The sequence below is a fragment of the Mycobacterium sp. 155 genome, assembly GCF_000373905.1.
Classification (GTDB): domain Bacteria; phylum Actinomycetota; class Actinomycetes; order Mycobacteriales; family Mycobacteriaceae; genus Mycobacterium.
In genome coordinates, this window is sequence record NZ_KB892705.1 from 2,665,776 (window position 1) to 2,688,746 (window position 22,971).

At 65.9% G+C, this 22,971-nt stretch carries 19 protein-coding genes; 10 read left to right on the forward strand and 9 right to left on the reverse strand.

Translation table 11 applies throughout. From position 1 onward, the window contains the following. Positions 1 to 8: 8 nt before the first annotated feature. From nei2 to B133_RS0112710, 4 genes are all read left to right on the forward strand, one after another. Entirely contained in the window at positions 9 to 764 is a 756-nt protein-coding gene (nei2, locus tag B133_RS0112695; RefSeq protein WP_018601621.1) for an endonuclease VIII Nei2, read from the forward strand. A gap of 121 nt (positions 765 to 885) precedes the next feature. Beyond that, positions 886 to 3,240, forward strand: coding sequence for an amino acid permease (locus tag B133_RS0112700; protein ID WP_018601623.1), 2,355 nt, complete (start codon positions 886 to 888; stop codon positions 3,238 to 3,240). A gap of 376 nt (positions 3,241 to 3,616) precedes the next feature. Further along, the gene (locus B133_RS0112705; RefSeq protein ID WP_018601625.1) at positions 3,617 to 5,074 is read left to right on the forward strand and encodes an HNH endonuclease signature motif containing protein; all 1,458 of its coding nucleotides are present in this window, start codon (positions 3,617 to 3,619) and stop codon (positions 5,072 to 5,074) included. A gap of 15 nt (positions 5,075 to 5,089) precedes the next feature. Then, positions 5,090 to 5,608 carry a GNAT family N-acetyltransferase gene (locus B133_RS0112710; protein ID WP_018601627.1) on the forward strand — a complete coding sequence of 173 codons (519 nt, stop codon included), beginning with the start codon at positions 5,090 to 5,092 and terminating at the stop codon, positions 5,606 to 5,608. Between the two features lie 46 nt (positions 5,609 to 5,654). On the opposite strand, the gene B133_RS0112715 is transcribed toward B133_RS0112710, so the two are convergent. Both B133_RS0112715 and B133_RS0112720 read right to left on the reverse strand, forming a co-directional pair. Continuing rightward, the gene (locus B133_RS0112715) at positions 5,655 to 6,854 is read right to left on the reverse strand and encodes an acyl-CoA desaturase (protein ID WP_018601630.1); all 1,200 of its coding nucleotides are present in this window, start codon (positions 6,852 to 6,854) and stop codon (positions 5,655 to 5,657) included. Between the two features lie 16 nt (positions 6,855 to 6,870). Next, a complete protein-coding gene (locus B133_RS0112720) occupies positions 6,871 to 7,944 on the reverse strand; it encodes a ferredoxin reductase (protein WP_026256351.1) in 1,074 nt (357 codons plus the stop codon). A 72-nt stretch (positions 7,945 to 8,016) separates the two neighbouring features. On the opposite strand from B133_RS0112720, the gene B133_RS0112725 reads away from it, so the two are divergent. Together B133_RS0112725 and B133_RS0112730 are read left to right on the forward strand one after the other, a co-directional pair. Next, positions 8,017 to 8,700: a TetR family transcriptional regulator gene (locus B133_RS0112725; protein ID WP_026256352.1), complete on the forward strand. Its 684-nt coding sequence runs from the start codon at positions 8,017 to 8,019 to the stop codon at positions 8,698 to 8,700. A 162-nt stretch (positions 8,701 to 8,862) separates the two neighbouring features. Next, positions 8,863 to 10,743, forward strand: a complete 1,881-nt coding sequence (locus tag B133_RS0112730) for a glycoside hydrolase family 2 protein (protein ID WP_018601636.1) — start codon at positions 8,863 to 8,865, stop codon at positions 10,741 to 10,743. 7 nt (positions 10,744 to 10,750) lie between these two features. Here the strand turns inward: B133_RS0112730 and B133_RS0112735 are convergent, their stop codons facing one another. The 3 genes from B133_RS0112735 to B133_RS0112745 form a co-directional block, all read right to left on the reverse strand. Continuing rightward, on the reverse strand, positions 10,751 to 11,602 hold the full coding sequence (locus B133_RS0112735; RefSeq protein WP_026256353.1) for a pseudouridine synthase: 852 nt from the start codon (positions 11,600 to 11,602) through the stop codon (positions 10,751 to 10,753). Then, positions 11,599 to 13,344, reverse strand: coding sequence for a glycerol-3-phosphate dehydrogenase/oxidase (locus B133_RS0112740; RefSeq protein WP_018601641.1), 1,746 nt, complete (start codon positions 13,342 to 13,344; stop codon positions 11,599 to 11,601). The genes B133_RS0112735 and B133_RS0112740 overlap by 4 nt, the downstream gene beginning before the upstream one ends. 63 nt (positions 13,345 to 13,407) lie before the next feature. Continuing rightward, positions 13,408 to 14,814, reverse strand: a complete 1,407-nt coding sequence (locus B133_RS0112745; RefSeq protein ID WP_018601642.1) for an NAD(P)H-quinone dehydrogenase — start codon at positions 14,812 to 14,814, stop codon at positions 13,408 to 13,410. Between the two features lie 41 nt (positions 14,815 to 14,855). Here B133_RS0112745 and B133_RS0112750 point away from each other — a divergent pair, with 41 nt between their 5' ends. Continuing rightward, complete coding sequence (locus B133_RS0112750; protein ID WP_018601643.1) at positions 14,856 to 15,323, forward strand: gamma-glutamylcyclotransferase; 468 nt, start codon at positions 14,856 to 14,858, stop codon at positions 15,321 to 15,323. Between the two features lie 73 nt (positions 15,324 to 15,396). On the opposite strand, the gene B133_RS0112755 is transcribed toward B133_RS0112750, so the two are convergent. The 3 genes from B133_RS0112755 to B133_RS0112765 all read right to left on the reverse strand — a co-directional run bounded on the left by B133_RS0112755 (position 15,397) and on the right by B133_RS0112765 (position 18,842). Further along, positions 15,397 to 16,284 carry a type IV toxin-antitoxin system AbiEi family antitoxin domain-containing protein gene (locus B133_RS0112755; protein ID WP_018601644.1) on the reverse strand — a complete coding sequence of 296 codons (888 nt, stop codon included), beginning with the start codon at positions 16,282 to 16,284 and terminating at the stop codon, positions 15,397 to 15,399. Positions 16,285 to 16,485: 201 nt separating this feature from the next. After that, positions 16,486 to 17,652 carry a M20 family metallopeptidase gene (locus tag B133_RS0112760; RefSeq protein WP_198291065.1) on the reverse strand — a complete coding sequence of 389 codons (1,167 nt, stop codon included), beginning with the start codon at positions 17,650 to 17,652 and terminating at the stop codon, positions 16,486 to 16,488. 5 nt (positions 17,653 to 17,657) lie between these two features. Further along, the gene (locus B133_RS0112765) at positions 17,658 to 18,842 is read right to left on the reverse strand and encodes a M20 family metallopeptidase (RefSeq protein WP_026256354.1); all 1,185 of its coding nucleotides are present in this window, start codon (positions 18,840 to 18,842) and stop codon (positions 17,658 to 17,660) included. A gap of 47 nt (positions 18,843 to 18,889) precedes the next feature. Between B133_RS0112765 and B133_RS0112770 the strand changes: the two genes are divergently transcribed. Continuing rightward, a complete protein-coding gene (locus B133_RS0112770) occupies positions 18,890 to 19,684 on the forward strand; it encodes a purine-nucleoside phosphorylase (RefSeq protein WP_018601647.1) in 795 nt (264 codons plus the stop codon). On the opposite strand, the gene B133_RS0112775 is transcribed toward B133_RS0112770, so the two are convergent. Continuing rightward, complete coding sequence (locus B133_RS0112775) at positions 19,630 to 20,730, reverse strand: AbrB family transcriptional regulator (RefSeq protein ID WP_018601648.1); 1,101 nt, start codon at positions 20,728 to 20,730, stop codon at positions 19,630 to 19,632. The two genes, B133_RS0112770 and B133_RS0112775, sit on opposite strands and share 55 nt — an antisense overlap. Positions 20,731 to 20,834: 104 nt before the next feature. Between B133_RS0112775 and B133_RS0112780 the strand changes: the two genes are divergently transcribed. Both B133_RS0112780 and B133_RS0112785 read left to right on the forward strand, forming a co-directional pair. Next, positions 20,835 to 21,317 carry a MarR family winged helix-turn-helix transcriptional regulator gene (locus B133_RS0112780; protein ID WP_018601649.1) on the forward strand — a complete coding sequence of 161 codons (483 nt, stop codon included), beginning with the start codon at positions 20,835 to 20,837 and terminating at the stop codon, positions 21,315 to 21,317. Continuing rightward, positions 21,314 to 22,969, forward strand: a complete 1,656-nt coding sequence (locus tag B133_RS0112785; RefSeq protein WP_018601650.1) for a phospho-sugar mutase — start codon at positions 21,314 to 21,316, stop codon at positions 22,967 to 22,969. Before B133_RS0112780 ends, B133_RS0112785 begins: the two co-directional genes overlap by 4 nt. Positions 22,970 to 22,971 lie beyond the last annotated feature (2 nt).

Genomic DNA, 22,971 nt, shown 5'->3' on the forward strand with positions numbered 1-22,971 from the left:
AATAGGGTATGCCCGAAGGTGACACCGTTTTCCACAACGCCGCGGTACTGCGCAGCGCACTGGACGGAAAGACGTTGACCCGCTGCGATATCCGAGTACCGCGCTATGCCGCGGTGGACCTCACCGGCGACGTCGTCGATGAAGTGCTCAGCCGTGGCAAGCATCTGTTCATCCGGGTCGGCGCCGCCAGCATCCACTCACATCTGAAGATGGAGGGCAGCTGGAAGATCGGGTGGACCGGCGGTGGTGCACCGCACCGGATCCGAATCGTCCTGGAAACCAATGACAGCAGAGCCACCGGCATCGATCTCGGCGTGCTGGAAGTACTGGACCGCGACTGCGACATGGACTCCGTCGCACACCTCGGACCCGACCTTTTGGGCTCCGACTGGGAACCCCGCACCGCAGCGGCCAATCTGGCCGCCGCCCCGGACCGGCCGCTGGCGCAGGCCTTGCTCGATCAACGGGTGATGGCAGGCGTCGGCAACGTCTATTGCAATGAACTGTGTTTCGTTTTCGGACATCGCCCCACCACGCCGGTCGGCACCCTGAACAATCCGCTGCGGGTCGTACAGCGAGCCCGGGACATGCTGTGGCTCAACCGGTCCCGCTGGAATCGGACCACCACCGGCGATACCAGGAACGGACACCAACTGTGGGTGTACGGCCGGGCTGGTGCACCGTGCCGGCGCTGCGGCACCCTCATCGAGACCGACAGCGAGGGCGATCGCGTGACGTATTGGTGCCCGAACTGTCAGGTGTGACAACACGCTGAGTGGTCACTTGACCGCACAGGCCGCCATGGTGCGATACACAGTGGATCTTCAGCTACAGCGAAGCCCAAATCCACTCCGAGGTTCGCCACCGGAGGATGAGAATCGGGTCATGGCGATACAGAGCGGCTGGGCCGGGGTGCCCGAGTCGGTCGGCTATGTGTTCAAGCGACTGTTCTTGGGCAAGCCACTGGTCAGTGAGCAGCTGAGTTCGGAGAAGTTGTCAAATTCGGTTGCCCTGGGGGTGTTGTCGCCCGACGCCATCTCGTCGAGCGCCTACGGCACCGAAGAGATCTTGATCGAGCTGATGCCGTTCGCCGGGCTGGCCGCTTTCACACTCTTGTTGCCCATCACCGGGGTGATTCTGGTGATCCTGGTTCTGGTGGCGGCCTCGTATCGCCAGGTGGTAATGGCCTACACGCGCGCCGGTGGCTCGTATGTGGTTGCACGCGAGAACTTTGGTCCGCGGATCGCGCAGATCGCCGCGGCCGCCCTGTTGATCGACTATGTGGTGACCGTTGCGGTGCAGGCGGCCGCGGGCACGGTCGCGGTGGCGTCGGCGCTGCGCCTGCTCGGGCCCTACAGCCTCGAGATCACGGTCGGCGTCGTCATCGTCATGTGCTACGCGAACCTGCGCGGGCTGCGCGAAGCCGGCCGACCGTTCGCCATTCCGACCTACTTCTTCATCACCATGATGACGTTGATGATCGTGGTCGGCGTTGCCCGCGCACTCTTCGGTGATCTGCCGACCTACGATCCGCAGCACATGACGGGCCTGGTCGAGATCCATCAAGCCGACGGCCTCGTGATGGGGGCATCGATTCTGGTGCTGCTGCGGGCATTCGCCAACGGTGGATCGTCGCTGACCGGAGTCGAGGCGATCTCCAACACCGTGGGCTTTTTCCGAAAGCCGCAGGGCGCCAACGCACGCAAGGTGCTCACGGTCATGGCCTGCATACTCGCCTTCCTCGTCGGCGGAGTGTCTTACCTCGCCTACGCCACGCATTCGGCGCCGTACGCGGCAGGGTATCCGTCGGTGTTGTCCGAGGAGGCGCGCGCCGTTTTCGGTGCCGGGCCTATCGGTAATACCCTCTATGCTCTGCTCCAGATCGCGACTGCGGCGATCCTGTTCACTGGCGCGAACACTAGCTTCAATGGGTTCCCGGCGCTGGCCAGCTTCGTTGCCGAGGACCGCTTCCTACCGCGGCAGCTGACCAAGCGGGGACATCGCCTGGTGTTCTCCAACGGGATCATCGTGCTTACCGCGTTGTCCGTCGTACTGCTCGTTGCCACCGGCGGGTCTGTCAACGCCCTGGTGCCGTTCTACGCGATCGGTGTGTTCACCGGGTTCGCCATGGCCGGTTACGGAATGACGAAACACCATCTGACACACCAAGAGCGAGGCTGGCGGCACAAGCTCGCAATCAACCTGTCGGCGGCCGTGGTGTCGACGGTCGTCGTCGGGATCTTCGCAGTGGCAAAGTTCACCGAGGGAGCTTGGCTCGTCGTAGTGGTCTTCCCGCTTCTCGTGTGGGTGCTGATGCGGCTCAACCGCGAATACCGGGCCGAGGCCGCGATTCTGGAAAAACTCCACGCCGATCGGTCGGAGGTGACGAAGTACGCCCGACACATCGTGTTGGTGTTGGTCAACGCCGTCGACCTCGCGGTGATCGAGGCGTTGCGGTACGGGCGCGGATTGCGTGCCGACCAGTTGACCGCGGTGCACATCATGATCGACGCCGAGCACGCCGAGCAAGTGCGGAAGCGTTGGGACTACTACGGATTCGACATCCCCTTGCGGGTGGTGGATTGCCCCGACCGTCGCCTGACCCGCACCGCTGTGGAGTTGGTGGCCACCGCCCGGGCCCAGTACCACAACGCCAACGTTACCGTCCTGTTGCCTAGGCGAAGCTACGCTCCACTGCTGGGACGCTTGCTGCACGACCGGACCGCCGACAGGATCGCCCGTGCCATCAGCCACGTCCCCGACGCGGCGGCCACCATCGTGCCCTACGACGTGCAGTCACGTATCCGGCAGGCGTTCCCCGATCTGTTCGAGGAACGCATCACCCGCGGAATCGAAAGGGTTCAAGCCCGCGTCACCCAGGCTGACCAAAAACGCGCCGACGCCTACGAGCATCCGGAGCCGCCACCGATGGCGGTCGCGGTCGACGGCCTGATCCCCGGACATCGCGCGATGGTCGAAGGACGCGTGAACGAGGTCGATGACTTCCAGAAGCAGGGCAAGCGGGTCCGCATCGTCGTCATCGGCGACGACACCGGCGAACTGCGGATCACCCTCGGGCCCGGTCACAGCGGCGACGACATCGAACCCGGCCAACTGATTCAGGTCACCGGCAAGGCCCGACGATCCGGCAACGAGCCGATCTTCATGACAGACCCGTCCTACCGCATCGTGCAGACGACCGACGGTCGCGCACTTCCCGACGGTCATTCGGCCTCGTGACCGTCACTCAGCACTGTGGCCAGTGTTGGTGCCGCGGCGATGCTTGACATGCATTGCAGTTGCTCAACGTCAGACGATCCAATCATTGCTTGACACAGGCGCTTCCGCCGTGAGATCGATCTGAGGAAGGCAGAAATTGCTGGCACCCCGAAGACCTCTCCCACCCGCTCGGGGACGACGGCGGGACGACTCAGCCGACGATCCGTAGATGGATTGTGATGTCATGATCAACGCCGTCACCGCCGTCGCGCCACTGCTACCGCGTCCACAGTCGACAAAATCGAGCACCAATTGTGTTGCGCGGCTGCCCCTGTGGATGAACGAGGGGTTGTGGATAACTGGTTTATGGGTCGGGGTGCGGCGGTAGAATTCGAACATGCTTGCGAATACCGTCGTGGACCGGGAAACGGTGCTGGCGGTGTTCGACGAGTACGACACGGTCTGCGAGAAACTGGCCGCGTTGACCTTCGCGGCGATGACCCTGCCCGAACTGCTGGAGCTGCAATCCCGCCGCGAGATCCACGCCCGCCGCGCCCCCGCCGTGGATCATCGGCTACTCGCCGAAGCCCAAACCCGGACCACCGCCCGCGAGATCGGCGCCAAAAACTGGGCCGAGGTGTTGGCGATCCGGTTGCGGATCAGCCGCACCGACGCCACACGCCGCATCGCCGATGCCGCCCTCCTCGGACCACGCACCGCCACCACCGGTGAACCGTTGCCACCGGTCCTGCCGGCCACCGCCGCAGCCCAGGCCACCGGCCAGATCAACACCGGCCACGTCGCGGTCATCACCACGTTTTTCGACACATGCCCGGTGCCGCTGGACGCACCAACCCACGCCCAGATCGACGATGACTTGGCCGCCATCGCCTGCGGTAACTCCCCGGAAATCCTGAAACGCTGTACCCAACGCATCACGTTTCTGCTCCACCAGGACGGCCCCGAACCCCCCGAATCCGTCCAGGAACGTCGCCGCGGCATCCAGATCTCCCCACAAGGACTCGACGGGTTGAGCAAGATGCACGGGTATCTCGACGCCGAAACCGCGGCCACCTTCGCAGCGATCCTGGCCAAGTTGGGTGCCCCCGGTATGTGCAACCGTGCCGATGACACTCCGTGTGTCGACGGCACCCCCAGCACGCAGGCCATCGCCACCGACACCCGCAGTACTGCGCAACGCACCCACGACGCCTTCCTGGCGATGGGCCGCGCACTGCTGGCCTCAGGGACACTAGGACAACACAACGGATTACCGGTATCGGTGGTCATCTGCACCACGGTGGGGGAACTGGAATCCCTTTCCGGGGTCGCCACCACCAGCAGCGGCACCCGACTATCCATCCCGCAGGTCATCGCCATGGCCGCCCACGCCCGGCACTACCTGGCGGTGTTCGCCAACCACAAAGAAATACCCCTGTATCTGGGCCGCAGTAAACGCATCGCCTCGCCCGGGCAACGCCTCGTGCTGCACGCCCGCGATCGTGGCTGCACCAAACCGGGCTGCGCGAACCCACCGGACCGCTGCCAGGGCCATCACGGCCAACGGGACTACGCCCAAGGCGGCCGGACCGACATCACCGACCTGGCCCTGGCCTGCCCCGCAGACAATCGCCTCGTCAACAAGCACGGCTGGACCACCCACATCCGCACCGACGGCCGCGTCGAATGGATCCCACCCCTACTGCTCGACACCGGCCAAGACCGCCTCAACCACTACTGGCACCCCGAAGACCTCTCCCACCCAAACAAAGAAGCAGACAATGCCGATGGCGCGGAAACCCGGGGCCACCAAGTCGACCGAGACAGGCGACACCAACCGATCGATGACCCGTAGCTAGATTGTGACGTCATGATCAACGCCATCACCGTCCGTACGGTCACTTCCGCGGACCTGGACGCGATCGGCTCCATCTACGCCCACCACGTCCAGACCGGGGTAGCCACTTTCGAGCTGACCGCACCGGACCGGGCCGAATGGGACCGTCGGCTGCGCGCTGTCCGCGAGCGCGAATTACCTTTTGTTGTTGCGATATTCGACGACACCGTCATCGGCTATGCTTACTGCGCGCCGTGGAAGACCCGGCCCGCCTACCGCCACACGGTCGAAGACTCGATCTACTTGGCGCCCGAAGCCACCGGTCGCGGTGTCGGCGGCATGTTGATGACGGCGCTGCTCGACGGCTGCGTCGCGGCGGGGATCCGGGAGGTCATCTCGGTGATCGTCGACACCGACGAGGCGGCGGCCTCAATTGCTCTGCATCGCAAACATGGTTTCGTCGACGCCGGCCGGCTGCGTGCCGTCGGTTTCAAACACGGTCGACTACTCGACACCGTGCTGCTGCAGTGCAGTCTGCGTGAAACACCATGAAGGCGAAGCCAGTACCCCGGCTCCGCCCGCATGGCAGTGAGGGACCTCAGGGCACCAGCACCAGTTCGCGCTCAGCTTCCGCCGAATCCTCGATGGCCCCTGGCTCGATCACCACGTCGACCACCGACTCGGCGACCTCGGGTTCGATGTCCTTACCGCGGCCGCCCCACGGGAACGCCAACCGGACGATCTTGCGGACGACGGTGCCGAATTGCTTGTGCAGCGGGCCTGTGTTGTAGGGCAGGCCGTAGCGTTCGCAGATCTCGCGGACCTCGACGGAGATCTCGGCGTGCCGGTGGGCCGGGATGTCGGGGAACAGGTGGTGCTCGATCTGGAAGGACAGGTTGCCGCTGAGGATGTGGAACAGCTTGCCGCCGGTCAGGTTTGCCGAACCGAGCAGCTGCCGGAAATACCACTGCCCGCGAGACTCGTTCTGAGTTTCCTCGATGGAGAACTCCTGGGTGCCTTCCGGGAAGTGCCCGCAGAAGATGATCATGTAGGACCACACGTTGCGCATGAGGTTCGCGGTCATGTTGCCGGTGAATACAAACGGCGCGAACGGTCCGGCCAGTAGCGGGAAAGCCACGTAATCCTTGAGTGTCTGGCGCTTGGTCTTCGCCCAGATGCCGCGCAGCACATCCTTCTTGTCGGCGATGCTGATCTCGCCGGACCGGATGCGCTCGGTTTCCAGTTCGTGCAATGCCACGCCGTACTGGAAGAACACCATCAGCAGAAAGGCGTAGACCGGGTTGCCCAGGTAGTACGGCGACCACTTCTGATCTTCGCTCATCCGCAGGATGCCGTAGCCGATGTCGCGGTCCATGTCGACGATGTTGGTGTAGGTGTGGTGCATGTAGTTGTGCGAGTGCCGCCATTGATCGGCCGGGCACGCGGTATCCCACTCAAATGCCTTGCTGGAGATGGCCGGATCGCCCATCCAGTCGTACTGGCCGTGCATGACGTTGTGGCCGATTTCCATGTTGTCGAGGATCTTCGCGATGCCCAGCATGGCGGTACCGGCCAACCAGAACGGCGGGAAGATCGAGGCGAACAACAGTGCGCGGCCGCCGACTTCGAGCTTGCGCTGGGTTTTGATGATGTTGCGGATGTAGGTGGCGTCACGCTCACCGAGATCGGCGATCACGCGCTCGCGGATGGCATCGAGTTCGGCCCCGAACGCGTCGGCTTGCTCGGGAGTGAGGCTGTAGATCTTCTTTTCGGGGCGACGGGAAATGTTGTCCGACATGACTGTTCCTTTCGGGTCAGAGATCGATAGCGATGTCACCGACGGGGGCGGTGACGCAGATCTGGATGTCTTCGGAGTCGGCGCTGGACACCGCGCCGGTAATGAGGTTGCGCACGGCGCCACGGGTCTTGAATCGGGTGCAGCTGTGGCAGATTCCCATCCGGCAACCGCTTTCCGGTGTCAGGCCCGCAGCCTCGGCCTGCGCCAGCAGCGGTTGACCGTCGTCTGTCACCGTGATGTTGCTGTTGGTGAAGGTGACGGCACCGCCGGTCGCTTCGGCGGAAACCGTGAACGTCGGCGGCACGAAGCTCTCAGATTGCGCATCCGGGCATAGCTCGCGGACAGCGTCGACAAGCGCGGCCGGTCCGCAAACGTAGACGGCGTCGGGCGCAGTCCTCGGGAATGCGGCGGCCAGATGCGCGGATCCGAAATGACCGTCGAGGTCGGCGCCGTCGGCGGTCCGGGTGTAGCCGTGCAGCACCCGGACACCGCGCATCGCCGCGAGCTCAGACCGGTAGCAGGCCTCATCGGCCGTGCGCGCGTAATGGACGAAGGCCACCTCACCGGTGAAGCCCTCGGCGTGCAGGGTGCGCAGCATCGACAGCACCGGGGTGATGCCGCTGCCGCCGGAGACGAAGAGGATGCGGCGGGGCCGTAAGGCCGGCATCACGAAGTCGCCGCCGACGGAGTCCAGCCCCAGCACCATGCCCGGGTAGGCGTGGTCGCATAGGTACGTGGACACTAGGCCACCGTCGTGGCGGCCGATGGTCAGCTCGATCGAGCCGGCACGCTCGGCGCTGGCGGGCGAATAGCACCGCGTGCGACGCCGCCCGTTGATCTCGACTGACAGGTTGATGTGCTGACCGGCCCGGAATCCGGTGAACGCGTCATTCGGTTCCAGGGTCAGCGTCACGCTGCGCGACGTCTGGCGCCGCACCGCGATCACCTTGGCGCGGGCATCGCCGCGTGTCCAAGTCGGTTCGACCAGCTCGGTGTAGCGATCCACACCGTGCGGCCCGGTAAGCAGGTTCACGAGCGACGAGCTGGATACCCTCCGGCGAACTCCCGCTGTCAAAGTTTGAGTGAACATATGTACACGGTACCGCCGGTAACACAGGCGTTGTCAACGCTAAAATTACTGGTTGTGTTACGCTTCACATCAGTGAACAATCGTACGCCTAATTCACGAACACGACGCGCGGAATCGTCTCGACCGTCACGTTCGCGGGACATGCTGTCCAGGGACGAACGCAAACAGGCCACCCGTCGGGCCATCATCGCCGCGGCACTCAAGCTGCTGAAGGATCAGAGCTTCAGCTCGCTGAGCCTGCGTGAGGTGACCCGCGAGGCAGGCATCGTGCCCGCTGCGTTCTATCGGCATTTCGATTCGATGGACGCACTCGGCCTCGTGCTCATCGACGAGTCGTTCCGCTCTTTGCGCGACATGCTGCGCGGCGCCCGTGCGGGCAAGCTCGATCCGCACCACTTCATCGAGTCATCGGCGGAAATCCTCATCGGCAGCGTCAACGAACGCCGTGAGCACTGGCGGTTCATCGCCCGCGAACGCAACAGCGGCGTCTCGGTGTTGCGCTACGCCATCCGCACCGAGATCCGGTTGATCACTTCAGAACTCGCAATCGACCTGGCCCGCTACCCTGGCCTAGCGGACTGGAGCAGCGAAGATCTCAACATCCTGGCCAATCTGTTCGTCAATGCGATGATCTCGATCGCCGAGGCCCTGGACGACGCAGCGGACGCCCAATCTGTCGATGCGATCCACCGCACCGCGATCAAACAACTGCGCATGATCGCAGTCGGCGTTCAAGGTTGGCGCAGCGAGAGTTAGCCGAGAATCACACCGCCCATGCCACATCGGACACCGTTGGTGCTGTAACAAACGACGCCGTGCCGTCGATTCACCATCGACAGTCGAGTCGCGGCGGGGGCCGGCACGACACAGCAGTGTTGCTGGGCTCGAGTACTGACCGTAGATCTGTGGGGGACGATCATGACCGCCGGCGCACGGGCGTGGTATCGCGGCGCTGGGCCGGCAGGGCTCATGGTGACAGTTCTTGTGCTGTGGATCGGCATCATCGTGGTCGCCGCGCCCGCCCACGCGGTCGATAGCTGGCAGCATCAACAGTCGCCCCTGTCCACACCGTGGACGCAATTGGTCGATGCGGCACACGCGCTCCCCGACTACCCACGCCCGCAGATGGCCCGCAAACACTGGCGGAACCTCAACGGCGGCTGGGACTATGCGGGCTGGTCGGCGCCAAACCCCCCAGCACCGAACGATTATCACGAGCGGATCCTGGTGCCCTATCCCACGGAGTCCGCGCTGTCCGGTATTCAGCGTCACGACGACCAGATGTGGTATCACAAGACACTGAAAATCCCGCGCACCTGGTGGGGCCGCCGGGTGTTGTTGCACTTCGGTGCCGTCGACCAGGTCGCCACCGTCTGGGTGAACAACCGTCAGGTCGGCTATCACGAGGGCGGCTACACCAGTTTCACCGTCGACATCACCGATGCCCTGCAATGGCCCGGCCCGCAAAACCTGGCCGTGCGGGTCGAGGACCGCAATGAGAACAGCCCGTACGCGGTCGGCAAGCAACGCAACCGGCCGCACGGACTCACTTACACCGGTGCATCGGGCATCTGGCAGACCGTGTGGATGGAGCCGGTGCGTGCGACGCACATCGGCAAACTGGACATCACGCCGGATCTGACCAGTTTTGCCGTCACCCCCATCATCACCGGGCCGGACCCCGGGCGCGTCGTGGTGTCCGTCGCCACGCGCAACGGCCGCGAGGTTGCCCGCGCATCCGGCAAGCCCGGGGACACGGTTCGGGTCCGGGTACCCGCCCCGCATCTGTGGACGCCCGACGATCCCTACCTGTACGACCTCAAGGTCTGGCTGATCGACCGGTCCGGGAAGATGGTCGACGAGATTTCCAGCTACGGCGGGCTACGCACTATCGGCCTCGTGCGCGACGCGCAGGGCCGCCCGCGCATCGCCCTGAACAACCAGATCACCTTCCTGCAAGGCGTTCTGGATCAGGGGTACTGGCCCGACGGGATCTACACCGCGCCCACCGACGACGCCCTGAGATCGGACCTCGAACAGATAAAGAAGCTGGGGCTGAACACCGTTCGCAAACACGCCAAAGTGGAGCCGGCCCGGTGGTACTACTGGGCCGACAAACTGGGCTTGATGGTGTTGCAGGACATGCCATCTCTGGGCGTGCCGATCGGCGGCCCGTGGGGCCCTGACCCCGATCCGCCTCCCGAAGCGAAAGGGCAATTCGAGAAGGAACTGTCGCGGATCGTGGACCAGCTGCGCAGCGTCACCTCGATCGTCGGCTGGGTGCCGTTCAACGAGGGCTGGGGAGAATACGACACCGCGCGAATCGCCAACCACGTCAAGGCCCAGGATCCGACCAGACTGGTCGACGCCGAGAGCGGGGTCAACTGCTGTAAATCGCGCCCCGACAGTGGTGCCGGCGACATCTACGACGACCACACCTATGTCGGACCGGGCGCTACCGCCGTGCACGACGGCCGAGCGGCCATGATCGGCGAGTACGGCGGCCTCGGGCTGGTACTCCCCGACAATCGGTGGCCGGGTCCGCCTGAGGCCTACGAAATGACCAGCGACCAAGCACAATTGACCAGGCGCTATCTTGACATCGGCCGGGATCTCGAACGGCAGGTTCATGTGGGTGGCCTGTCCGGCGCGATCTACACGCAGACAACCGATGTCGAGAACGAGGTGAACGGCTATCTGAGCTACGACCGTCGGCTGGTGAAGGTCGACGTCCGCGCCGTCGCCGCTCAGAACCGTGCGGTGATCGCCGCGGGTGGCACCGGGCCCGGCCGTAACTGACCTGCCGTCACAAGGTGCGGCCGCTGATGAACTCACGGGGACGGCCTGTCACCGGGTCGTCGAACTCGAGGCGGTACGCGAGCAGCTGCAGTGGCGCGCTGAAGTCGTCGGACGCCACGTCGATCACGTTGGGGTACAACGGATCACCGAGGATCGGCACACCGAGGGAAGCCATGTGCACGCGCAGTTGATGCGTGCGCCCGGTGTGCGGAGTCAGCCGGTAGAGACCGCCGCCGAGCGCCTCCGCGAAGGTCTCGGCGTTAGGTTCACCGGGCTCTTCGAAAGCCTGTAAACGCCCGCGCTGCTTGATGATCCGGCTGCGCAGCATAACGGGCAGGCAGATGTTCGGCGTTCCGTGCGCGCGTGCCAGATACGTCTTGTGCACCGCGCCCTGGGCGAACAGCGTCTGGTAACGACCGCGGAGTTCGCGGCGAGCGGTGAACAGCAACACGCCGGCGGTCAGACGGTCCAGCCGGTGTGCCGGGCTCAACTCCGGCAAGTTCAACTCCCGACGCAATCGCACCAGAGCGGTCTGCGCGACGTGTCCACCACGGGGCATGGTGGCCAGAAAGTGCGGTTTGTCGACGACGACGACATCGTCGTCGCGATACAGCACCGGAATGTCGAACGGCACCACTGTCTCGTCGGGCAGGTCACGGTAGAAGTACACGTGCGCACCGGCGGGCAGCACCGTCGTCGCGTCGACCACCGCGCCGTCGGGCCGAACTACTTCTCCGGCAAGCACTTTCGCCCCGATACCGAACCGCGTCTGCAGTTCTTCGAGCACATTGCCGCCCCACAACCGCAACCGTGCCGGGCCGAGGCCCTCGCGGACCGGCAGCGGCGCCGGCTTTCTCAATTGAGTGGCACGGGCTCGAGGATCTCGGCGCGAGCCTCGGGTGCGGCCTGACGCAGCGCATCGGCGGACTCGTCGTCGGGCTGGGCCTGCGACAGCACCTCGGCCTCGACCCGCGCCACATACGTGGCGACCTCGCGGTCGACGTCTTCGGCGCTCCAACCCAGCACCGGCGCAATGACTTCGGCGACCTCACGGGCACATGCCACCCCGCGGTGCGGGTACTCGATTGAGACCCGCATGCGGCGGGCCAGAATGTCCTCCAGATGCAGAGCACCCTCCGCCGCAGCGGCGTACCAGGCTTCCACCTTCAGGTACACGGGCGCCTCGGAGATCGGCTCCAGCAGCTCAGGTCGACCATCTGCCATCTTGAGCACCTCACCGATCAGCGAGCCGTACCGGTCGAGCAGGTGGCGCACCCGGTACGGATGCAGACCGTAGTGCGCGCCGACATGTTCGGTCTGGTTGATCAGCGCAAAATATCCGTCGGCACCCATCAGTGGCACTTTCTCGGTGATCGACGGCGCCACCCGGGTGGGGATGAACTCGGCCGCCGCGTCGATCGCGTCCTCGGCCATGACGCGGTAGGTGGTGTACTTGCCGCCGGCAATCGCGACGAGCCCCGGAGCCGGCACAGCGACGGCGTGCTCGCGGGAGAGCTTGGAGGTCTCCTCACTCTCCCCGGCCAGCAGCGGACGCAGCCCGGCGTACACGCCGTCGATGTCGTCATGGGTGAGGGGCGTGGCCAACACAGTGTTGACGTGGCTCAGGATGTAGTCGATGTCCGCTTTGGTGGCGGCCGGATGGGCCAGGTCGAGATTCCAGTCGGTGTCGGTGGTGCCGATGATCCAGTGCGTGCCCCACGGGATGACGAACAGCACCGACTTCTCGGTGCGCAGGATGATCGCCACCTCGCTCACAATGCGGTCGCGCGGCACCACGATGTGCACACCTTTGGAGGCACGGACCCGGAACCGGCCGCGTTGTTTGGACAGCGCCTGGATCTCGTCGGTCCAGACACCCGTGGCGTTGACCACCACATGGCCGCGGACCTCGGTGACGGCGCCGTTCTCCGAGTCGCGCACCACCACACCGGTGACCCGGTCGCCCTCGCGCAACAGCGCGACCGCCTGCGTCGACGTGCGTACCACCGCACCGTAGTGCGCCGCCGTCCGCGCCACCATCATCGTGTGCCTGGCGTCGTCGACGACGGTGTCGTAATAACGGATTCCGCCGATCAGCGAGCTGCGCTTGAGCCCGGGGGCCAGTCGAAGGGCCCCGGCCTTGGTCAGATGTTTCTGCGCCGGAACGGATTTCGCACCACCCAGCTGGTCGTAGAGGAAGATTCCGGCCGCCACGTAGGGACGCTCCCACCACCGGTTGGTCAGCGGGAACAGAAACGGCAGCGGCTTGACCAGATGCGGAGCCAGGGTGGTCAGGCTCAGTTCGCGCTCGTGGAGGGCTTCGCGCACCAGGCCGAATTCCAGCTGCTCCAGGTACCGCAGACCGCCGTGGAACATCTTCGAGCTGCGGCTCGACGTGCCCGACGCAAAGTCCCGGGCTTCGACCAGAGCGACCTTCAGGCCGCGCGTCGCGGCATCCAAGGCCGCGCCCGCCCCGACCACACCTCCGCCGATGACGACGACATCGAACTGCTCGCTGTTCAATTGCTGCCAGGCTCGCGCGCGTTGTTCGGGTCCGAGGAAGGTTTGCCCGTCGCCCGGTGCTGAGATCGGGTCTGTCACGGTGCCTAGGCTACGTGGCCCGGTCGGCATTTGCTCGCCACCACGGTTCGGCGCGGCCCTAGTTCAGTCCAGGTCGTCATGTCTCATCAGCTGTCGCGCGGCCTCGGTGATCGAACCGGACAGTGACGGATACACCGAGAACGTCTGGGCCAGCTCGGCGACCGGGATGCCGTTCTGTACGGCCAGCGCTATCGGCAGGATCAGTTCCGAGGCAATCGGCGCGACCACCACACCGCCGATCACCACGCCGGTCGCGGGGCGGCAGAAGATCTTGACGAAGCCGTGCTGCAGGCTGGACATCTTGGCTCGGGCGTTGGTGTTCAGCGGCAGGGTCAAGGTGCGGGCCGGCACCGAACCGTCGTCGATCTTGGCCTGTGGAACCCCCACCGCAGCGATCTCCGGCCGGGTGAACACCGCGGCGGCGACCGTGCGCAGCCGGATCGGCGCGACCGCCTCGCCCAGTGCGTGGTACATCGCGATGCGGCCCTGCATGGCCGCCACCGAGGCCAGTGGCAGCAGGCCGGTGCAGTCCCCGGCCGCGTAGATACCCGGCACCGTGGTTCGTGACACCCGATCGACGGTGAGGTACTTACCCGGGCCCAGTTCGATGCCGACACGGTCCAAGCCGAGCCCACTGGTGTTGGGCACGGAACCGACCGTCATCAGCGCGTGACTGCCCTCGACAGTGCGCCCGTCGGCCATGGTCACCCGGACGCCGATGGCGGTGCGGGTAACGGATTCGGCCCGGGCGTTCTTGACCAGAGTGACCCCACGCTCGGAAAACACGTCCTCGAGCACAGCCGCCGCGTCGGAGTCCTCGTGCGGCAGGATCTGGTCGCGGCTGGCCACCACGGTCACCGTGACACCGAGTTCGGTGTAGGCGTTGACGAACTCGGCGCCCGTGACGCCGGAACCGACCACGATGAGGTGCTCGGGCAGGGTTTGCAGGTCGTAGAGCTGACGCCAGTTGAGAATGCGTTCGCCGTCCGGCACGGCACTCGGCAACACGCGTGGGCTCGCACCCGTCGCGATCAACACCACGTCGGCGATCAACTGACTGACAGTGCCGTCGGCACCGGTGACCCTGATGCGGTGCTGGGCCATGCCCGGACTGTCGTCAATCAACTCCCCGCGGCCCTCGACTACATCGATGCCCTCGCTGCGCAGCCGCTGGGCAATGTCGACAGACTGCGCCGCCGCCAGCGTCTTGACCCGCGCATTGATCTTCGTCAAGGACGTCTTGGCCTGCTCAAGATCCAGCGAGTAGCCGAGGTCGGGCGCGTGACGCAGCTCGGTCCGCACGCCGGTCGACGCGATGAACGTCTTCGACGGCACGCAGTCCCACAGCACGCAGGCGCCCCCGATGCCGTCGCTGTCGACCACAGTGACATGCGGGCCGCGCGCAGCTGCGACCAGAGCCGCCTCATAGCCGGCGGGGCCACCTCCGATGATCACGATGCGGGTTGCCACCGGACCAACCTAACGAACTTCGCGCATTAAGCTGTCTTACCGTGCCGCTGTACGCCGCCTACGGGTCCAACATGCATCCAGAGCAGATGCTCGAACGGGCTCCGCACTCCCCCATGGCGGGAACAGGGTGGTTGCACGGCTGGCGATTGACCTTCGGCGGTGAGGACATCGGCTGGGAGGGTGCGCTGGCCACCGTCGTCGAGGATCCGCTGTCGAAGGTGTTCGTGGTCCTCTACGACATGACCCCCGCCGACGAGCTGTCGCTGGACCGGTGGGAGGGATCGGAGCTCGGCTTCCACAAGAAGATCCGGTGCCGCGTGGACCGGCTGTCGTCGGACACCACCACCGACCCCACCCTGGCCTGGCTATACGTGGTCGACGCGTGGGAAGGCGGGCTGCCCTCGGCGCGCTACCTCGGCGTGATGGCCGACGCCGCAGAGATCGCCGGCGCGCCGCCCGACTACGTGCACAACCTGCGCACCCGGCCGGCCCGCAACATCGGTCCGTAGCTGGTTCCCTTGCACCGCAAGCGTGCGCGTCTGTTGCTCGACACGCCGCATTTCGTCAGCACTCTGAGCACCCTCAGGCCGCACGAGCGTGACTCAACTGCGCGTTGATCCGAGCCACCATCTCCCCTTGCCGGTGATGCACGTCCTCGCCAACGATCGCGATGACGATCCAGCGGACGCCCATCAGCGCTGCGGTGCGCCTCCGGTCATCACGCAGCGCATCTGGATTGCCATGCCAATCCAGGCTGTCGTATTCGACCGCGACCCGCTGCTGCGGCCACGCGAAGTCGAGCCTTCTCAACTGACCGTTGCCGTCGATGATCTCGTACTGCAGTTCAGGTGTGGGCAGGCCACCGTCGAGCATCACGAGCCGCGCCTCACTCTCCATCGGTGACTCAGCACGCCCGTCGGCCAGTGCGATCAGATTCCGGACATTGACGATCCCCCGCCGGCCGGCCTGATCGAGGGCTGCTCGCCAGAGGTCGGCACGGATGCAAGTGCCGCTGCGCAGTGCAGCGTCCAGGGTCGCGAGTGCCCGCGGGCGCCGCAATGTCCGCGCCACCTCGATGGCGGTCCATGCAGGAGCAGTGGTGTACCTGTTATCGACGAAAGTCAATGGCCCGCCGTCGCGTCGGTGCACTACCAGTCCGTCGGCCGATCGCAGTTGACCGCCTGGTGGGTTGAGGACATGCAGGTCTGGAGGGCCTTCAGTGTCGAAGCCGTGTATCGCTGCCGCAGTGCCGAGGCAAACCGCCACCTTGCGGCCACTGGACAGATCGAGCCCACGCAGCCGCAGATCGTCCGTCGGCTCACCAAGACAGTAGATACCCTGCCAAATCCGTTCCAGCACACCGGTATCGACGGCTTTGTCGAAGGCGTGTCGGGTGAGCAGGCTCAGGATCTGACCACTGGTGGCGACGCCGCGCTGGGTCGTGAAAAGCTCGGCGAGTTTTGGGTCCATGTCGCCGAGCGTCGACGGAGACGCAGCCTTTCGGAAGGTGGGGGTGCCCAAATTGTGGATGAGTGACGTTCTGTGGATAACTTCGCACCGATCAGGTCCCGCGAAGGTGCGCAAACTGTCGACGAAATGCGGCGTGGCGGGCAGCAGACCCGCACGCTCGCGGTGCAGGTTGGCAGGTCAGCAGGTTGGCAGGACTACAGGTCAGCAGGACGACGCGGCGACGATGTTGACGAACGTGCGCACGCCAACACCGAGCGCACGCTCATCGAGGTCGAAGGTTGGCTGGTGCAGATCAAGCTGGGGCCCTTGGCCGCTCCACACCCCGAGCCGCGCCATTGCGCCGGGCACTTCCTCCAAATACCAGGAGAAATCCTCGCCGCCGCCGGACTGGTGGGTGTCGGCGAGCACATCAGGGCCGACGGCCTCGATCGCGTGCGTGAGGATGCGGGTGGCGACCTCTTCGTTGACCACCGGTGGTACGCCGCGCCGGTAGTTGAGGGTGTGCTCGATGTTCAGAGGTGCCAGTAACAATGAAACAACCTCTTGGACAATCGATTCCAGCGTCAGCCAGGTCTCACGACTCGCGGTGCGGATGGTGCCGGCCAAGGTGCCGATCTGCGGAATAGCATTGGCGGCGACACCGGCGTTGACCGCACCCCACACCATCACGGTGTTGTGCCGCGGATCGATCCGCCGCGACAACACCCCGGGCAATCCTGTGATGAGTGTGCCCAGCCCGTACACCAGATCACCGGTCAGGTGCGGTCGCGATGTGTGGCCACCCGGCGAGTGAAGAGTGATCTCGATCGAATCCGCCGCCGACGTGATCGGCCCCGGCTTGGTGGCCACTCGGCCGACAGCCAGCCGTGGATCACAGTGCAACGCGTAGATCCGCGACACTCCGTTGAGCACCCCCGCGGAGACGGCGTCGATCGCCCCACCGGGCATCAGCTCCTCCGCGGCTTGGAAGACCAGCCGGACCCCGACCGGAAGTTCCGGCGCCGACACCAGTGCCATCGCGGTGCCCAGCAGCACCGCGGTGTGAGCATCGTGTCCACAGGCGTGCGCGACGTTCGGCACGGTCGACGCGTACGGCGCCCCCGTCCGATCGGCCATCGGCAGCGCGTCCATGTCGGCCCGCAGCGCGACCCGCAGACCGTCCTCCGGACCGAAGTCACAGGTCAGGCCGGTTCCACCGGGCAGAACCTTCGGGTTGAGCCCGGCCTCGGCGAGGTGGTTGGCGACGAAGTCAGTGGTGGCGAACTCCTGACGGCCCAATTCCGGGTGAGCATGCAAGTACCTGCGCCAGGACACCAGCTCGTCGTAATGGGCAGCCAGCCAGCTGTCGGCGATCCCAGCAAGGTCCACCGCAGTCATGATGCCGCCCGCCTCTCTTGCGCCTGCAACACTCGGTCCCGCTCAACGGGAGTCTCCGCGAGCCGAACAACGGTGCGGGCCAACATGATTGCCCCTTCCACCACGGCCCGGTCAGCACTCGGTCCCGCCGCCGCGGCGGCGAACGCGGGCTGATGGATGGCGGCGCCGCCGGAGTCGATGCCGATGACCGGATGAATGCCCGGCATCACCTGGGTGATGTTGCCCATGTCGGTACTGCCCATCGGCACACTGGCTTCCACACTCTCCGGGAGCGGTTCCCGCCCGAAGCTCACCATCTCGGCCCGGACGGTCTCGGAAAGCCAGGGGTCGGGCAATAGCTCGGCATAGGCCGGTGCGGTCTCAGTGACCTGATGCGTGCACCCCGTCGCGACAGCCCCCGCCGAGAAACACCCGGCCATCCGGCCCTCCAGCTCGTGCAGGGCCGTCATGTCGGTTGCCCGCATGGTGTAGCGCAGCTCCGCGCGGCCCGGAATCACGTTCGTGGCCTGGCCACCGAGAGTCACGATGCCGTGCACCATCTGCCCCGGTAGCAGCTGCTGACGCAGCAACCCGATGGCCACCTGGGTGACAGTGACCGCGTCACCGGCATTCACACCCATGTACGGCGCCACCGCGGCGTGCGATTCCCGGCCCATGTAGTCGACCGTCACCTCCGACAGCGCCAGCGAGCGGGCCGCGGCGATATCCACCGAACCGGGATGCAGCATCACCGTGGCGGCGATGTCGTCGAACGTTCCGGCGTTGAGCATCAACACCTTTCCGCCGCCGAGCTCCTCGGCCGGAGTACCCAGCAGCACCACCGTGAGCCCGAGTTCGTCGGCCACCTCGGCCAGCGCCAGCGCGGTGCCGACGGCCGAGGCCGCGATGATGTTGTGTCCGCACGCATGCCCGATCCCCGGCAGGGCGTCGTACTCAGCACAGATACCGACCACGAGCGGGCCACTTCCGTACGACGCCCGGAACGCGGTCTCCAGCCCAGCGGGCGCGGCCGTCATCTCGAAGCCGTACTCGGCCACCAAAGCCTGCGCCTTGGCGCAGCTGCGGAACTCGGCGAAAGCCAGCTCAGGCTCGGCGTGGATGGAGTGGGACAGCTCGACAAGGTCCCCACGGCGCCGGTAGACGGCGTCTTCCACGCTCAGCGAGGCAGCGGCGGTGGACATCATCGCAGTATCGCATTGCCTGTTTGCGCCGGTTAAGCTCGGCCACCGTGACCGATCCGGACACCGCAAGCTACGCGTCCGCAGAAGCCATCGCCGAGCGCACCGGCGTCGACCACCACGACGTCGCCGTGGTGCTGGGCTCAGGCTGGGCGCCCGCGATCGCCGAACTCGGCGACCCGGTCGCCGTCGTGCCGATGGCCGAGCTACCCGGATTCACCCCGCCGAGCGCCATCGGACACGGCGGACAGGTGCTGTCGGTCCGCATCGGCGCCCACCGAGTCCTGGTGCTGGTCGGCCGTATCCACGCCTATGAGGGACACGATCTGCGGCACGTCGTGCACCCGGTGCGCACGTCCGTCGCGACCGGGGTGCACACCGTGGTGCTGACCAATGCCGCCGGTGGCCTGCGGGCCGACTACCAGGTCGGTCAACCCGTGCTGATCAGTGACCATCTCAACCTCACCGCACGGTCACCGCTGGTCGGGGCGCAGTTCGTCGACCTGGTCGACGCCTACTCGCCGCGCCTGCGTGATATCGCCCGTGAGATCGACCCGACGCTGACCGACGGCATCTACGCGGGCCTGCCCGGACCGCACTACGAGACCCCGGCCGAGATCCGGATGCTGCGCACGCTCGGCGCCGATCTGGTTGGCATGTCGACCGTGCACGAGACAATCGCGGCCAGGGCCGCTGGAGCCCAGGTTCTGGGCGTATCGCTGGTGACCAACCTGGCTGCGGGGATGACGGGCCAGCCGCTCAGCCACGAAGAAGTGCTGGAGGCAGGCCGTCAGTGCGCAACCCGAATGGGCTCCCTGCTGGCCGGAGTGATCGCGCGTCTCTGACCGCTGACCTTGGCAAGCGCCCGGGCCATCAGTGGCGCCGCAAACAGCATGAGCAGCATGCGCACCACCTGGACCGCGATGATGAAGGTCACGTTCGACCCCGTTTCCACGGCGGTCGCCAGCACGGCGTACACGCCGCCCGGACTTGTTGCGAGGTAACCCTCCAACTGGGTGATGCCGGTGACTTTCGCGAGCACGGCGCCGAGGCAGGCGGTGCCCGCGCCCAACGCCACGATCAGCACGAGCGCCAGCGGCAAGGCTCGGCCTATCGCGCGCATCGAAGCCAGGGTGAAGGACAGCCCGGCCTGCCACCCGATCAGCATGTAGGCCGTCTGCACCAGCACCATCGGCACGGTCAGACCGAATGACAAACCGGTGAGTTGCAGCACGATCGTCAGCGCGAGGGGCCCAAGCAGCCCTGCACCGGGCAACCGGACCAGCCGGCCCGCGGTGGCGCCCACCACGACCAGCGCCGCCAGCATGACGAGGCTCAGAGGCCAAGGGGCCGGATCGGTTTGGGTCGGCGACACACCCGGATGCGACCTGTCGGCGTGGTAGACCACGGTGACCATGACCGGAATCGTCGCGGTCACCAGCGCGACCCGCAGATACTGCACCACCGCTACCACGCGCTCGTCGCCGCCGAGTTCGCGGGCGATAGCCACGAGCCCGGATGCCCCACCGGCCACCAGCGCCAGCGAACCCGTCAGCGGGCTGATATCGCGATGCAAGCCGAGCAGCGCTCCGGCGACGACACTGAGTAATAGCGTGCCCACCGCGACCGTCAATACGATCAGCCAGTCGGGCCTCAGCGCGTCAACAGCCTCCGGCCGAACCATGGTGCCGATGTAAACGCCGAGCACACCCTGTGCTGCCAATCCGCCATGTCGAGGCAACCGTGCAGGGGCCCAGGAGGCCAGCGCCAGCGCGATACCGACCACCAGCGCAGCGAACAGTCCGGCGGACGGGATACCGATACCGGCGAGCGCAACGGTGGTGGCCACCGTCAGCGCCACCAGAACGACCCAGCGCAACAATGGCCGCATCCACCCTCCATGTCAGATAATCCCAAGTACTAGCTGATTAAATCACAGCTACAACCCGCTTATGTACTGATGCGGTGTGAGATTTACCAAGGTATAACTTGCTTATGGTTGGAATAACGTCCACGGCCCCCGGGGTACCCACACAGGACAGCACCGCCACCGAGCTGCGGGAATCGATGATGGCGGTCGCACGACAGATGCGCCGGCACCGTCCCGACCACGGTCTGACGCTCAGCCAGCTCCAGCTACTCGGCGAGATCGGTCGCGCCGGGACCACCACGCCCGCCGAGCTCGGTGCGCGGCTGCAGGTGCGGGTGCAGTCACTGACCGACGGCATCAACGAACTGATGAACCGCCAATTGATCACCCGGCGTCCCGACCCCCACGACCGGCGCCGCCAACTCATCGAGCTCACCGCACAGGGTGGTGAGCTACTACAGATCGACCGGGCCGAACGCGATGCCTGGTTGCACGCCGCGATGCACGACAACCTCACCGAACTCGAGTTGGGGCTGCTCGCGCTCGTGGCACCAGTACTCCGCAAGATCGCGTACGCCGACGCAAAAGCGGGCACACTTGCCCGATGACCCAATCGGCGATTTCGGCGGTTGCGCAGAATTGGATCGCTCATGACCCGGACCCACAGACGGCCGCGGAATTGGCCGCGTGCGATCCCGAGGAGCTGGAGCGGCGGTTCGCTCATCCGTTGACGTTCGGCACGGCAGGGCTGCGCGGGCCGGTACGCGGTGGGCCCGACGCGATGAACCTGGCTGTGGTGCTGCGGACCACCTGGGCGGTGGCACAAGTGCTCAAGCGTCATCTCGCACACGAGGGACACGAGGGAAATGCCTTCAGCCCCGGGGAAACGCAGGTGGTGGTGGGCCGCGACGCCAGGCACCGGTCCGACGAATTCGCGCTCGCCGCAGCTGAAGTTCTTGCCGCCCAAGGGTTTCAGGTGATGCTGATGCTGGCCGCGGTGCCCACCCCGGTGGTGGCATTCACCGTGCGCCACCTGGGCGCGACGGCGGGAATTCAGATCACCGCATCGCACAACCCGCCGTCGGACAACGGGTACAAGGTGTTCGCCGACGGCGGTATGCAGATCATCTCCCCCACCGACCGCGAGATCGAGGAAGTCGTTGCGCGCGCACCACACGCCGACGAGATTCCCCGCGCAACCGTGGAAACCGGCGGGCTGAAGGAGATTCGGCACTACCTGGAGCGGGTCACGCACGTGCGCCACACCACCGGCTCGGTGCGGGTGGCCCTGACGCCGCTGCACGGGGTGGGTGGCGAGTTCGCGCTCGACGCCCTGGCCCTGGCCGGGTTCGACGACGTCCACGTGGTCGAGAGCCAGTTCACTCCCGACCCGGATTTCCCGACCGTGGCGTTCCCCAACCCCGAGGAACCGGGAGCCACCGACGCCCTGCTCACGCTGGCCGCCAAGGTGTCCGCCGACGTCGCGATCGCGCTGGATCCCGATGCCGACCGGTGTGCCGTCGGGATCCCCACGGCCAACGGCTGGCGCATGTTGTCCGGTGATGAAACCGGTTGGCTACTCGGCGATTACATCCTGTCCCAGGTGGAACCGGGACCGGTTAGCGAGGCCACCGTGGTGGCCAGCACCGTCGTGTCATCGCGCATGCTGGCCGAGATCGCCGCCGCACACGGCGCCCACCACGCCGAGACCCTGACCGGATTCAAGTGGCTGGCGCGGGCCGGCGGTCCGGGCTCCACGCTCGCCTACGCCTACGAGGAGGCCATCGGGTACTGCGTCGACCCGGCGGCGGTGCGTGACAAGGACGGCATCAGCGCCGCGACCCTGTTTTGCGATCTGGTCGTCGCACTGCGTAACCAGGGCCGCACGGTCACCGACGCGCTCGACGCCCTGGCCCGGCGACACGGCGTGCACGTGACGGGCGCGGTGTCTCGGCCGGTCGAGGACGCCGGCGACGCCATGTCGCGACTGCGGACCACGCCACCGACCGATCTCGCGGGCTTCCCGGTCGCCGTCGAGGATCTCCTGGACCGACCCGGCGAGCAGCGTACGGATGCGCTGATCCTCACCGGCGGTGACGATCGGACCACGGTGCGCATCGTTGTGCGTCCCTCGGGGACCGAGCCGAAACTCAAGTCCTACACCGAAGTTCGGTGTACACCCACCGACGACCTGACCATGGCCCGGGCACGCGCGAACACTCTCAACGACGAACTCATCGCGGCCGCCGCGCTCTGGTAACG

Bases quoted from the DNA above. Each gene is read 5' to 3' on its own strand.
- B133_RS0112720 (WP_026256351.1), bottom strand. From the start codon at position 7,944: ATGTTCACTCAAACTTTGACAGCGGGAGTTCGCCGGAGGGTATCCAGC.
- B133_RS0112710 (WP_018601627.1), top strand. From the start codon at position 5,090: ATGATCAACGCCATCACCGTCCGTACGGTCACTTCCGCGGACCTGGAC.
- B133_RS0112785 (WP_018601650.1), top strand. From the start codon at position 21,314: ATGACCCAATCGGCGATTTCGGCGGTTGCGCAGAATTGGATCGCTCAT.
- B133_RS0112765 (WP_026256354.1), bottom strand. From the start codon at position 18,842: ATGTCCACCGCCGCTGCCTCGCTGAGCGTGGAAGACGCCGTCTACCGG.
- B133_RS0112705 (WP_018601625.1), top strand. From the start codon at position 3,617: ATGCTTGCGAATACCGTCGTGGACCGGGAAACGGTGCTGGCGGTGTTC.
- B133_RS0112755 (WP_018601644.1), bottom strand. From the start codon at position 16,284: ATGGACCCAAAACTCGCCGAGCTTTTCACGACCCAGCGCGGCGTCGCC.
- nei2 (WP_018601621.1), top strand. From the start codon at position 9: ATGCCCGAAGGTGACACCGTTTTCCACAACGCCGCGGTACTGCGCAGC.
- B133_RS0112775 (WP_018601648.1), bottom strand. From the start codon at position 20,730: ATGCGGCCATTGTTGCGCTGGGTCGTTCTGGTGGCGCTGACGGTGGCC.
- B133_RS0112780 (WP_018601649.1), top strand. From the start codon at position 20,835: ATGGTTGGAATAACGTCCACGGCCCCCGGGGTACCCACACAGGACAGC.
- B133_RS0112730 (WP_018601636.1), top strand. From the start codon at position 8,863: ATGACCGCCGGCGCACGGGCGTGGTATCGCGGCGCTGGGCCGGCAGGG.
- B133_RS0112700 (WP_018601623.1), top strand. From the start codon at position 886: ATGGCGATACAGAGCGGCTGGGCCGGGGTGCCCGAGTCGGTCGGCTAT.
- B133_RS0112715 (WP_018601630.1), bottom strand. From the start codon at position 6,854: ATGTCGGACAACATTTCCCGTCGCCCCGAAAAGAAGATCTACAGCCTC.